We start from the raw sequence: 13,084 nt of genomic DNA on the forward strand, positions 1-13,084 counted from the left end.
TCACTCCATCACAAGCAATCGTTTGTAGACATTGAGGCCTTTGAGCAGGATTTCCTCGTCAAAGAGCATGGTATCGGTATGCAGGGCGCTTGTGGCATAGGCAGGACAGCCATCCGAATCGATCGGATTGCCTTGGCCCTCCGGCACACCCGCGCCCAGCAAGAAGAACACGCCTGGCAGATGGCGCTGATAGAAGGCGAAGTCCTCGGCAATTAACAGCGGTTCATCCACGAGTTGCAGCTCGGGCAAAGCAGGTGCGACGCTGGCAAACAGCTCGGGGTCGTTGTCGACCGGCGGATACCCTTCAGCAAAGTCGAGATCGTACGTACAGCCCGTAGCGGCGCACGCCTCATCAAGCACGCGGCGCACGCCCTCTCGCGCACGGTCGAACATATTGTCCGTAAACACGCGCAGGCTGCCGGCCACGTGGGCCTCCCCCGCCACGGCGTTGCAGACGGTGCCGGCCTGCAGCAGGCCAAACTTACCGATACAGGGTCCATCGGCGCCCAGCTCGTCCATCAGCTCGCGCTCGGCGACCAAGAACTTGGCAGCTGCCAGCGCCGCATCGCGCGATTCCTCAACCGGAACCCCATAGGTCTTGGCGATATGGATGCTCGTCCCGTGAATATGCACATGCGTCTCGCTCGAACGTGCCAGCAGCGGACCGGGGCAGCTCGCCAGCGTGCCGGCGGGAAGGTCGGGCCACACGTGAAAGCCAAAGATGCGGTCGGCACCGTAGCGCTCGAAGACGCCGCTCTCGCACACATTCTTGGCACCACCGGTTGTCTCCTCGGCCGGCTGGAACACAAAGAGCACGTTACGTTTAATGGTGCCCGGCTGCTCGCGAATCGTACGGTCGACATACGTCGCGGCGGCAAGCGCCATGGCCATGTGCCCGTCGTGCCCGCAAGCGTGCATCTTACCAGGATAAGACGAGGCGAAGGCCACACCCGTCGCCTCGGCAATGTGCAGCGCATCCATATCCGCGCGAATCGCCGTGGCATGCGTGGCACCAACGCCAGCGTCAAAGAAAGCGCAGACGCAGCTGGGGCACGGATGGGTCACTTCGCAGGCGAGCGGCGCCAGCACGCCCTCGATATAAGCGATCGTCTGCGGAAGATCGAAATCGAGCTCCGGAATGCGATGGAGATCGCGGCGATAGCGACGGAGTTCTTGGAGCTCGGTCATAGAGAATCCCTTCGTAAGGCACATCTGTTGCAACTTATTGTGATACAGGATTGTGGCACACATGTTTCCAGCATATCCCTGCATTTTTTAAACGTTATATACGAATACTCTTGTTTGGTAAAGTGCAACGTGGTAGGGTCTTTACCACTTGATAGAGGCGCGGGCACGAAGAGCCGCGGGCGAGTCGGCAGACTTTGACCCCGTGGGGAGGCGAAACCCGCCGAACTGGGTTTTTCGGGCACGAACAGCCTGGTGGGCCTGCGGGAAACACCCGCAGGACTGTCTGCAGCAATGCGGGAGCGCTATCCGGACATTGGGTCCACGCTATGCGGATTCGATGCGCAGGTAGCGCCGTCTGGATAGCGAGGTTTACGGGACATGTCATTGACTCCCAACGAGGCATATGTGGCAAAGAAGCCGTTTGTGGGCAAGGAAACGCTCGAGCATATCGTTGAGCAGTTCCCCACGCCGTTTCATCTATACGACGAGGCGGGCATCCGCCGCAACATGCAAGAAGTGCGCGACGCCTTTGCATGGAACCCGGGCTTTAAGGAATACTTTGCCGTCAAGGCCAACCCTAACCCGGCACTTATCTCCATCCTCAACGAATACGGCTGCGGCTGCGATTGCTCGAGCTATACCGAGCTCATGATCGCCCGCTCACTGGGCATCACCGGCCACGACATCATGTTCTCGTCCAACGACACGCCGGCGGCCGACTTTGAGCTCGCCGACAAGCTGGGTGCCATCGTCAACTTTGACGACATCAGCCACATCGAGTTCTTTGAGCACGTTGCGGGGCCAATCCCCAAGACGGTCAGCTGCCGCTTTAATCCGGGCGGTCTGTTCCAGCTCTCCAACGGCATCATGGACAACCCGGGCGACTCCAAATATGGCATGACCACCGAGCAGCTCTTCGAGGCCTTCCGCATGCTCAAGGCCAAGGGCGCCGAGGACTTTGGTATCCACGCATTCCTTGCCAGCAACACCGTCACCAACGACTACTACCCCAAGCTCGCGCGCATCCTCTTTGAGCTTGCCGTACGCCTGGAGCGCGAGACCGGCGCACACGTCGCCTTCATTAATCTATCTGGTGGCGTCGGCATCCCCTACCTGCCCGAGCAGCAGGCCAACGACATCCACGCCATCGGTGAAGGGGTACACACGGCCTACGACGAGATTCTGGTTCCCGCCGGCATGGGCGATGTGGCGATCTGTACCGAGATGGGCCGCTTTATGATGGGCCCCTATGGGTGCCTGGTCACCAAGGCCATCCACGAGAAGCAAATCTACAAGGACTATATCGGCGTGGACGCCAGCGCCGTCGACCTCATTCGTCCCGCCATGTATGGCGCTTACCACCACATCACGGTGATGGGCCAGCCGGGTGGCAACGACAAGACCACAAAGCCCGTTACGGACACCTACGACATCACGGGCAATCTGTGCGAGAACAATGACAAGTTCGCCATCGACCGCGAGCTGCCACATATCGACATGGGCGACCTGCTCGTGATTCACGACACCGGCGCGCATGGCTACTCCATGGGCTACAACTACAACGGCCGTCTGCGCTCCGCCGAGGTCCTGCTGCGCCCCGATGGCTCGGCAGACCTCATCCGCCGCGCCGAGCGCCCGGGCGATTACTTTGCCACGCTCGACGTGCTGCCGTGCGGCCGCGAGCTGCTGGCCAAATCGCGCGCCGATGCCGCCCGCCGTCGCGCTCAAGACGAGCGCCTAGCAGTCGCCGCCCAATGGAACAAACGCGTCCAGATCGCGGAAGCGAAGGAGAAGAACATGGATATCCGCAATCTCGAGGGCTCAATCGTCGCCCTTGTCACGCCGTTTAAAAAGGACGGCAGTGTCGACTTTGACGCGCTTGAGCGCCTTATCGATTTCCACCTGCAAAATGGCACTGACGCCATCCTCACCCTGGGCACCACCGGAGAGAGTGCCACGATGACCGACGACGAGGACAACTCCGTTGTCGCCGCAGTGGTCAAGCAGGTTGCGGGCCGCGTCCCCGTTATTGCCGGCTCGGGCTCTAACTCCACGCAAACCATGCTCACTAAGTCGCTCACTTACCAGGGCTTGGGTGCCGATGGTCTGCTGCTCATTACCCCCTACTACAACAAGTCTAACGAAGAGGGTATCTACCAGCACTTTAAGACCGTGGCCGACGCCGTGGACATCCCCTGCATTCTGTACAACATCCCAGGCCGCTGTGGCTGCGGTATCAGCGAGCGCAACGTAGAGCGCTTGGCCGCGCACCCCAACATCATGGGCATCAAGGAGGCCTCGGGCAACGTCGCCTACGCGGCCAAGATCGCCCACCTGCTGTCCGATGACTTCCGCATGTACTCGGGCGAGGATGCACTCACCGTGCCGCTCATGAGCCTAGGCGCTTCGGGTACCATCAGCGTGTGGGCCGACGTACAGCCGCAACTCGTGCACGACATGTGCCGCGCTTATCTGGACGGCGACGTAGCGCGCGCCCGCGATATCCAGATTGCCGGCCAGCCGCTCATCAACGCCCTCTTTAGCGAGGTCAACCCCATCCCCGTTAAGGAAGCGCTCGCCCAGATGGGCATGATCGAGGCAAACTACCGTATGCCGCTATGCCCCATGGCAGACGACACGCGAGCCGCACTTACCGATACTCTGAAGGGAGCTGGTCTGCTTGATTAAGACCGTCATTATGGGAACGGGCCGCATGGGCTCGCTCATCCGCACTACCGCCGAAGGAATTGTCGACGCCGCCGGGCAGCCCGCTTTTGATATCGTGGCCCAGATTGGCTTCGATTTGAGCGAGCTCGAGAACGCACCGGCTGCCGATGTGATTATCGACTTCTCGAACGTCGTGACCTTCGACGCCGTCGTCGCCTATGTCGAGCGCACGGGTACGGCGTTGGTCTCGGGCACCACAGGCTACACTCCCGAGCAGATGGACCGCCTGCGTGAGCTGGGCCAGAACGCCCGCGTTATGCACTCGGGCAATTACTCCATCGGCATCGCCGCCCTGCGTCATCTAGTGGCCCAGGCCACGCGCGAGCTGCCCGGCTTTGACTGCGAGATTGTCGAGACGCACCACAACCAAAAGGTTGACGCCCCCAGCGGCACCGCCAAGCTGCTGCTCGACGCCGTAGTCGAGGCCGAGCCCGAGGCAGGCTACCACCCCGTCTACGGACGCGAGGGCATGTGCGGCGCGCGCGACCCCAAGGAAATCGGTATGCACTCGTTGCGCGGCGGCACCGTCGCCGGCGTGCACGAGGTGAGCTTCTTTGGCCAGGACGAGGAGGTCACGCTCACGCACCGTGCCACGAGCCGCCAGATCTTCGTCAACGGCGCCCTGGCCGCCGCCCAGAAGCTCGTCACCCGCGAGCCCGGCTTCTACACGTTCGACCAGATCATGTTTGCCTAACCAGGTATCAACCGGATCCACCCAAAGGAGAGACAGCATATGAGCAACGCAGCCGAGATGGATGCACAGGAGATTATCAACTACATCGCCACCGCGCCCAAGAAGACGCCCGTCAAACTGTACGTGCGCGAAAAGCCCGGCATGGAGGTTGCCTGGGGCGACGCGCATGTCTACGGCGGCCGTCGCGGCAAGACCGTCTTTGGCGACTGGGACGAGCTCAAGGCAATCCTCGACGCCAACGCCGACTCCATCGACTACTACGACGTAGAGAACGACTGCCGCAACTCCGCCGTGCCCATGCTCGACCTTAAGGGCATCAACGCCCGCATCGAGCCGGGCGCGATCATCCGTGACCGCGTCGAGATCGGCGATCGCGCCGTCATCATGATGGGCGCCATCATCAACATCGGCTCCGTCATTGGCGAGGGCTCCATGATCGACATGGGCGCCGTGCTGGGCGGCCGCGCCACCGTGGGCAAGAACTGCCACATCGGCGCCGGTACCGTGCTGGCAGGCGTCGTGGAGCCCGCCAGCGCCACACCTGTCATCATAGAGGACGATGTCATGATCGGCGCCAACGCTGTAGTCCTGGAAGGCGTGCGCGTGGGCAAGGGTGCCGTCGTGGCCGCCGGTGCTGTATGTGTCGAGGATGTCCCCGCCGGCGCCGTCGTGGCCGGTGTCCCCGCCCGCGTCATCAAGATGCGCGACGAGAAGACCGACAGCAAGACCGGCCTCGAGGAAGGCCTGCGCCAGCTTTAAAGGTTACGCGGTTTTGACAAACCGCGTTTTCGCTGACGTATGCTCAACCTGCGGCACAGTGTCAGCAACCAAGCCGAAAACAAAAAAGGCCGAAGCACCATCGGGGCTTCGGCCTTCATCATCTCAGGGTTCCGTCGTATTCAACCATGGCGGGTCGCTTTGACAGGCGCCCTGCGGCCGTCTTATAGACCTCGGAACGGTCACGCCGCCCAATTGCTACAATCTCGGCAATCTCAACTGTTCCGTCCTCTCGAATTCGAAAAATCATTCGGAGTCCCGCGTTTCGCCATTTGATCTTTTTGCAGCCGGCAAGCTCACCGTGAAGCGGCGTTCCGATTTCATCGGCGCGCGTCTTTAATTTTTCTATTGCAATGCGCACGAGTCTTCGCTGAGAACCATCAAGCTTTTGATATTCCTTCTCGACATCTCGATTCAAAAAGCCGATGACAAAATGTCCACTCATTCGAAAAGGTCCTCGTCGGAAATCGCGTCGGGATCCATTGACTCAAACTCTGCGAGCTCCTCAGGAGTTAAGGCGTCCTCAAACGGAATAAACTCGTGCGGACCGTTCTTGATTCGGTCCGCCGCGATGCGATCAATCTCAAGTTCGCGCAGATACTGCAGCGCGCCGTACATTTCCTCATAGGCGGCATAATCGACAATCACGGTATCGATATCGTTATGGTCTGCAATGAATTGCGGGGCACGCTTGGCGCGCTTGCGTATGGCGGATAAAGACTTGCTTGCTTCGGTAGCAGAAACAACCTGGTCTTTCGTAAACACCGGTTTTTCCAGAACAAGTGGGGACATTATTGACCTCCAAAAAAATAGTCTGGATTATATTTCCAAGTATACATCGAAATATAATCCAGACTTTTATTCAAAAGAAAAAAGCTTTATCGATTCTCGATGCTGCCGATGTTCTTGAGCTCGATGGAGATGAGGCCGTTAGGCTCGTTGACGAACTCGATGTACTCGGAGTTTGAGCCCATCTCTGCCGGGAAGCTGATCTCGATACCCGTGTCGGTACGAATCTTGTGATTGCGTACGGCCGCGCGCTCGACTTGCTTGCGCTCCACGGGCACGCGCTCCGGTACCTTCTCCTCGGTCAGCACCGCACGCACGCTCTCCTTGATGACCGGCTCGTCTTCAAAGACCTCGTCGACGATATCCCAAGGCGGCAGCTCCTCGTCGTCTTCGACCTTTTCGGCGACAGCTGCCTTAACCTTGGCGAGCGCCACGGCCGTATTGGCACCGTGCTCCTCGGCAACTTCCTCGACCACGCGGGTCACCGTATCGATGACCTCCTTGCCCGATACGCCCGTGTCGCACTGCAGCAGGCCATCGGGGATAAGCATACGGTCCTCACCGGCAATCTTGCGCTTCTTGTCCACATAACCGATCTCCATGGTGCTCGCGCGCACGATGGCATAGCTTGACACCTTTTGTGAAGGATTCGGCAGGATAGCATAGTGGCGCGTGATGTCGTTGCGCACCTCGCCCTCCTCGCGGCCCACTTCGTGCATAAAAGCCTGCTTGGAGCCCAGCAACATCACGGCAAACCAGCGGGCATCCTCGTCGTCGTCAAAGTCGGCCACGAGCACATCGGTGGACTCGGCTTTTTCGGCCTTGGTGAGCTCGGAGGAAATGAACTCCGCAATCTGCTGCGACAGGTCCACGAACTCGCGCTCGCCAAAGAAATAGCCCTTGAGCTCGCCGCCGAATGCGGAGTTCTCGGCAAACGTGGCGCGCTTGTTATCGGCCGATGTACGGGCACGGCGCAAATGTGTGGTCACAAAGTTGCGCACGGTGCGGCTCTCGATATCGAGCTCTCGCTGGCTCATGACGTTGACGGCAGAGTCAAAGTCCAGGATATGCAGAATCGCGTGATTGATTTTCATATACGGCATTCCGTTCTAGATCGAATTGAGCACGAACCAGTATAGCGGTCGAGCCCGCCCCAGGCGCATCGAAGATTGGTGCATCGGGGACAGGTTGCTTTGCACCAATGGCTAGCGCAGGAGCTCGGACTGCCAAGCCTCGAGCTGTTCTGCCAAACTCTTGCCGGCAGCGGGCATGTCGATCTGGGGTCGTTTGGGCAGCAGTGCGCATTTAAGGATTGCCGCGATGGTCTGCGAGACAAAGCGTCGCGTATCCTTGTCAAAGCCTTGCGCAGTCTGGAGCATCACGGGCAGGCTCTCGCGCAGATTCCCGGCGATATCCGCAAACCGCTCAGCACCCGTAGCCTCAAGCACGGAGAACAACGCATCTACAAAACGCTCGCGCTCGCTAGGCGACACCGCAAGCAGCATCTCGCGAATGGAGCCATCAACGTATCGAGCACCGGCGGACAGGCGCTCACAGTACACGAAGTCGCGACCATCAACCACCCAGCTAAAGGGATTGTGCTGCAGCAAGCTGAACTCGGTGCTCTCAACGATGGCATAGTCCTCCTGCGTCTCGAACATCATGCCAAAAATCGACGACCGAGGTAGCGTCTTGTCGATTCGACTGGATAGATCAGCGAAGGCGCTGCCGTTCAGAAACTCCTCGACGAAGCCCGGACCATCATGGGAATACGCCCGTTCGATTCGCTCACGGGCGACATCGGAGCACATCGCCGCACCGTACACCGCAAGGTTTCCACCCTTGGAATGACCTCCGCACAAAAGCGGCCCGTCAATCGTATCCGCTGCCTCGTCCACATAACGCGCCGCGGATTCCTGGGCCGGCACAGGACACCGGAACGCCATGTTAAAGTCCTCTTTCCAGCCCACAATCGTGCTGTCGGTCCCCCGGAAGGAAAGATAGCTAAACCCCGCCGGAAATCGGAACGTCATAGCCGCAAACTGCTCTGTCACCACCACATCGCTCACGGCACGATAGCCGCAAACGTGCACGCCACGGTAGCGAGGGCTTGCTGCCACGGCCTCCAACAAGGCCCTGCTCCCCTCCGGATCCCACAGGTCGCCAATCATGTCCCGGTAGCACTCGGCACGCAGCAGCTCGCGTACGTCAAGACCCTGCCAGCCGGTAAGCTCCGGCATATCCCCCGGCAAACGCAAATAGGACAGCCACGCAAAGACCAGGCTATCCACCGCGCAGAACGACCGTTCCTCAAACGGATCAAACGCCGTCTGGGCATAGGTCAAAAAATTAGGCGAATCCGACATGGCTCTCCCATCAACAATGGCGCAAAGCAACCTGTCCCCCTTGCACCAAAAAGGCGCCCGGGTCGTGTGGACCCAAGCGCCTTCATTGTAGCTTGCTGGCAAACGAGCCTAATTTAGCAGGAGAAGTCGACGCTGTCGATGATGTCCTTGAGGGCCTTGGCGGAGACGGTGAGCTCATGCTGCTCGTCATCGTTCAGCGGCACGGGGACGCGGCAGACAACGCCGTCGCGGCCAACGACGGTCGGCATGGAGATGGCAAGATCGGACAGGCCGTACTCGCCCACCATGAGCGAGGAGACGGGCAGAACGGTCTGTTCATCGCGCATGACGGCAGTGCAGATGCGCTTAACGGCCATGGCGACGCCGTAGTAGGTGGCGTGCTTCTTCTCGATGATGGTGTAGGCGGAGTTCTTGACGTCCTCGGCGATGCGCTTCTCGGCAGCCTCATGCTCCAGATGGCCGTGAAGCTCGCAGAAGGTGTTCAGCGGAACGCCGGCAACCTGAGCGCTGGACCAAGCGACAAACTCGGAGTCGCCGTGCTCACCCATGACGTAGGCCTGAACGTCGCGCGGATCGACCTCGACGTGAGCGCCGAGCATCTGCTGCAGACGGCCGGTGTCGAGCACGGTGCCGGATCCGATGACGTGGCCCTCGGGCAGACCGGACATCTTGATGGCGGCATAGGTCAGAACGTCGACCGGGTTGGAGACGATTAGTAGAATGCCGTCGAAGCCGGACTTCTTAATCTCGGGAATAATGGACTTAAAGATGCTGACGTTCTTGTTGACCAGGTCCAGGCGAGTCTCACCGGGCTTCTGGGCAGCGCCAGCGGTGACGACGATCATGGCAGCATCGGCGACATCGGAATAATCGCCGGCGTAGATCTTCATCGGCTCGGCAAACGTCATGCCGTGCGCGATATCCAGTGCCTCACCCTCGGCGCGGTTCTTGTCCACGTCGATGAGGACCATCTCGGAGAACAGACCACTCTGCATCAGTGCGAACGCCGACGACGAACCGACGAAACCGCAGCCGACAATAGCGACCTTCTTCTCGTTAACCATTAGAAACTCCCATCTCTCTCCACAAACAGGCCGCCCGGGAACGACCCAAGCGGCTTGCCGTAATCCCAATATAGCCAATCGGGACTTTGATTATGCGCCTATTCGCAGCCAAAAATCGACCGTTTACCGAAATTGTTTGCAGAATTCGTAAGATAACTGCCCGAAATCGGTTTCGAACTATTGACGCGCCTAGATGTCTTTTTAATACAGACCCGCCTCGCGAATAGCCTCGACGGCCAGAGCGATCTGATCGGGCGGCAAGACCAGCGCCATGCGCACGTGCCCCTCGCCCGAAGGCCCAAAGCTCGCACCCGGCGTCACCACAACGCCGGCCTTCTCCATGAGCTCCTCGCAAAACGCCATGGAATCGGTACGGCCGCCGGGAAGTTTGGCCCACACAAACATCGAACCATGCGCGTTGGGACGCTCCCAGCCCAAGCCCTCAAGGCCGTCGCACAGGGCATCGCGGCGCTCCTGGTACTTCAGACGCTGTGCCTCAACCTCATCGCGCGGACCGTTCAGGCAGGCGATGGCAGCCTTTTGGATCGGGAAGAACATGCCAAAGTCAATCTGGCTGCGCAGCTTGGCAAAGGCCGAGACCACGTCCTCGCGACCGACCAAAAAGCCGATGCGGGCACCGGTGACGTTAAACGACTTGGAAAGCGAGAAGAATTCCACGCCCACCTCGAGCGCGCCGGGATACTGCAAAAAGCTTCCGCCCGGCTCGCCGTCGAACACGATGTCGGAGTACGCGTTGTCATGGACGATGAGCAGGTCGTGCTCGCGGGCGAAAGCGATGATCTCCTCGTAGACCTCGGGAGTGCCCACCGAGCCGACCGGGTTCGCGGGCAGCGACACGATCATATACTTGGCACGATCGGCCACCTCGGAATCGATACCCGCCACATAGGGCAGGTAATTGTGCTCGGCAACCAGCGGATAGTATTCGAGCTTGGCATCGGCGATCTTGGCACCCGCCTCAAAGACCGGGTAACACGGATCGGGAACCAAAATGGTGTCACCCGGATCGAGCAGGGCAAGGCCCAAATGGCCCACCCCCTCCTGCGTGCCGTTGCACGACTGCACCATGGACGGCGTAATGCCCGAAACGCCAAAGCGACGCTCATAGTAATCGCACACGGCCTGCTTAAGCTCGGGCAGGTCGCGCAGGGCATACTTCCACATCTCGGGGTCCTGGGCGGCCTGGGTCAGCGCCTCGACCACGTGGTCGTACGGCTTAAAGTCGGGCGTGCCCACGCTCATGTTGTAAATGGTCTTGCCCTGAGCCTTCAGCACGAGAAGCTTATTGTTGAGCGAGGCGAAGACCTCCGCGCCAAAGCGGTCGAGACGCTGCGATGCCTGCATGGTGCCACCTTTCGATATAAAAAACGCGGCGCTCCGACAAGAGCGCCGCGCGATACGGGCCATCAGATTGCAAAAGTGTAACGCTTGCAACCCCCGTATTGGTTCAATTTAACCAACCTTAGTCAACTGGATTGAGCGCGTCGATCTGCGCAAGCCACAGACGCGAGCTAGCGTCACTCGGCATACGCCAATCGCCGCGCGGGCTGAGCGTCACCGAGCCCACCTTGGGACCATCGGGCAGGCAGCTGCGCTTAAACTGCTGGGCAAAGAAGCGACGATAGAACGTACGCAACCACGTGTGAACGGTCTTGACGTCGTAGACGCCCTCGAAGCTCTTGAGCGCCATGCGGTAGATCTTGCCGGGCTCAAAGCCAAAACGCAGCAGGTAGTAGAGGAAGTAGTCGTGGAGCTCGTACGGGCCCACCAAATCCTCGGTCTTCTGCGCAATCTCGCCGTCGCCCGTGGGCGGCAGAAGTTCGGGAGACACCGGCGTATCGAGGATATCGAGCAAGACCTCGGCAATGCGCCCGCCAAAGACATCAGCCGCATAACGCACCAGATGGCGCACAAGCGTCTTGGGCACGCTCGCGTTGACGGCGTACATGCTCATGTGGTCGCCATTATAGGTAGCCCAGCCGAGCGCCAACTCCGACAGGTCGCCCGTACCGATAACAAAACCGCCAGCCTGATTGGCCAGGTCCATCAGGATCTGCGTACGCTCGCGGGCCTGGCTGTTCTCGTAGGTCACGTCCTGCACGGCCGGATCGTGCTCGATATCTTTAAAGTGCTGTTCCACGGCCGCATGAATCGAGACCTCGCGGAAGCTCACACCCAGGTCGCGAGCAAGCGACTCGGCATTGGATTTGGTGCGGCACGTCGTGCCAAAGCCCGGCATGGAAACCGCCGTGATACCCGTACGCGGCAGGCCCAGTGCATCGAAGGCACGCACGGTCACGAGCAGTGCCAACGTGGAGTCCAAGCCGCCCGAAAGGCCGATGACCGCCGCCTTGGTACCCGTGTGGGCAAGGCGCGTCTTGAGGCCCGCGGTCTGCAGATCGAGGATGGTCTCGCAGCGCTCGACCAGATCGCCATGGTCGGCCGGCACAAAGGGCGCACGCGGGAAAACACGGTCGATATCGTAGGCATCGCGCAGAACGGGCTCTTCGGCCAACACGCCCTCAAACGAAAACTCAACGGTCGTGGCCTCCGGCGCATCGTCCGCGCGCGTCCACGTCGTCGAGCGGCGGCGCTCGGCAACCAGACGGTCAAGGTCAACGTCGGCGATGGCCATATCGCAGGTAAGCAGTTTGGTCGCGGCGAGCTTGGAGCCGTTTTCGTAGACAAGGTTCTCGCCCGCAAAGACCATATCGGTCGTGGACTCGCCCTCGCTCGCGTCCGCGTAGGCATAGGCGCAGTACAGGCGCGCGCTCTGGTTAGAGATAAGGCTGCGGCGGTAATCTGCCTTACCGATAATCTCGTCCGAGGCCGACGGGTTGAGGATCACCGTCGCACCGGCAAGCGCCATCTCGGTCGAAGGGGGTGCCGGCACCCACAGGTCCTCACAGACCTCAACGCCCAGCACCAGGTCCTCGGCGCCCTCATCACAGCAACGGTAGACAAGCCCCGAGCCCAGCGGGACCGGACCCTGACCGGCAAATTCAACCCACACGGGATCGGCCGGCGCCGGAGCAAACCAGCGGCGCTCATAGAACTCGCCATAGTTGGGCAGATATTTCTTGGCGCTAAGACCCAAAAGCTCGCCCGCGCAGCACACGGCGGCGCAGTTGTAGATGTTTTCTGCCACCGCAACGGGCAAGCCAACGGTAAAGACGATCGGCAACTCACGGGTTCCATCGAGGATGTGCACAAGTGCCGCCTCGCAGGCATGCAGTAATGTGCGGTTATGGAACAGATCGGCCGCGGTATAGCCGCACAAGTTGAGCTCGGGCAGCACCAGAGCGCGAACACCGTGCTCGGCAGCCTCGTGAACAGCCGCCAGCGCAACCTCGGCATTGCCCTCGACATCGGCCACGCGAATCCGCGGCGAAGCCGCCGCCACACGCAAAAAGCCATCGTTCTCAACTTGACCGTTTAGAAAATCGTTCATGCGAGCT

Annotated in this window: 11 protein-coding genes and 1 riboswitch; of the genes, 3 read left to right on the top strand and 8 right to left on the bottom strand. The window is 60.1% G+C overall.

Annotated features, from left to right (window positions below):
* Window positions 1–1,188: an amidohydrolase gene (locus DW732_RS05340; protein ID WP_233539371.1), complete on the bottom strand. Its 1,188-nt coding sequence runs from the start codon at window positions 1,186–1,188 to the stop codon at window positions 1–3.
* Window positions 1,189–1,332: 144 nt separating this feature from the next.
* A riboswitch (Lysine riboswitch) is annotated at window positions 1,333–1,501 on the top strand.
* 65 nt (window positions 1,502–1,566) lie between these two features.
* On the opposite strand from DW732_RS05340, the gene dapA reads away from it, so the two are divergent.
* The 3 genes from dapA to dapD are packed head-to-tail and all read left to right on the top strand — an operon-like array spanning window position 1,567 to window position 5,368.
* Window positions 1,567–3,876 (top strand): 4-hydroxy-tetrahydrodipicolinate synthase, encoded by a 2,310-nt coding sequence (dapA, locus tag DW732_RS10075; RefSeq protein ID WP_158567361.1) that lies wholly within the window; start codon window positions 1,567–1,569, stop codon window positions 3,874–3,876.
* Complete coding sequence (gene dapB / locus DW732_RS05350; RefSeq protein WP_199406643.1) at window positions 3,869–4,609, top strand: 4-hydroxy-tetrahydrodipicolinate reductase; 741 nt, start codon at window positions 3,869–3,871, stop codon at window positions 4,607–4,609. The genes dapA and dapB overlap by 8 nt, the downstream gene beginning before the upstream one ends.
* 39 nt (window positions 4,610–4,648) lie before the next feature.
* Window positions 4,649–5,368, top strand: a complete 720-nt coding sequence (gene dapD / locus DW732_RS05355; protein WP_117763758.1) for a 2,3,4,5-tetrahydropyridine-2,6-dicarboxylate N-acetyltransferase — start codon at window positions 4,649–4,651, stop codon at window positions 5,366–5,368.
* Between the two features lie 118 nt (window positions 5,369–5,486).
* Here dapD and DW732_RS05360 read toward each other — a convergent pair whose 3' ends face one another.
* From DW732_RS05360 to DW732_RS05390, 7 genes are all read right to left on the bottom strand, one after another.
* A complete protein-coding gene (locus tag DW732_RS05360; protein WP_117794500.1) occupies window positions 5,487–5,831 on the bottom strand; it encodes a type II toxin-antitoxin system RelE/ParE family toxin in 345 nt (114 codons plus the stop codon).
* Window positions 5,828–6,178 carry a hypothetical protein gene (locus DW732_RS05365; protein ID WP_117794499.1) on the bottom strand — a complete coding sequence of 117 codons (351 nt, stop codon included), beginning with the start codon at window positions 6,176–6,178 and terminating at the stop codon, window positions 5,828–5,830. The genes DW732_RS05360 and DW732_RS05365 overlap by 4 nt, the downstream gene beginning before the upstream one ends.
* Window positions 6,179–6,264: 86 nt before the next feature.
* A complete protein-coding gene (locus DW732_RS05370; protein ID WP_118099007.1) occupies window positions 6,265–7,269 on the bottom strand; it encodes a nucleoid-associated protein in 1,005 nt (334 codons plus the stop codon).
* A gap of 111 nt (window positions 7,270–7,380) precedes the next feature.
* On the bottom strand, window positions 7,381–8,541 hold the full coding sequence (locus DW732_RS05375) for a DUF2974 domain-containing protein (RefSeq protein WP_117735269.1): 1,161 nt from the start codon (window positions 8,539–8,541) through the stop codon (window positions 7,381–7,383).
* A 113-nt stretch (window positions 8,542–8,654) separates the two neighbouring features.
* Window positions 8,655–9,605, bottom strand: coding sequence for an L-lactate dehydrogenase (locus DW732_RS05380; RefSeq protein WP_022094138.1), 951 nt, complete (start codon window positions 9,603–9,605; stop codon window positions 8,655–8,657).
* A gap of 201 nt (window positions 9,606–9,806) precedes the next feature.
* Complete coding sequence (locus DW732_RS05385; protein WP_118099008.1) at window positions 9,807–10,970, bottom strand: pyridoxal phosphate-dependent aminotransferase; 1,164 nt, start codon at window positions 10,968–10,970, stop codon at window positions 9,807–9,809.
* A 118-nt stretch (window positions 10,971–11,088) separates the two neighbouring features.
* A complete protein-coding gene (locus DW732_RS05390) occupies window positions 11,089–13,077 on the bottom strand; it encodes an NAD(+) synthase (protein WP_118099009.1) in 1,989 nt (662 codons plus the stop codon).
* Between the last annotated feature and the right edge of the window lie 7 nt (window positions 13,078–13,084).

This window comes from Collinsella sp. AM28-11LB (genome assembly GCF_003469895.1).
Taxonomy (GTDB): Bacteria; Actinomycetota; Coriobacteriia; order Coriobacteriales; family Coriobacteriaceae; genus Collinsella.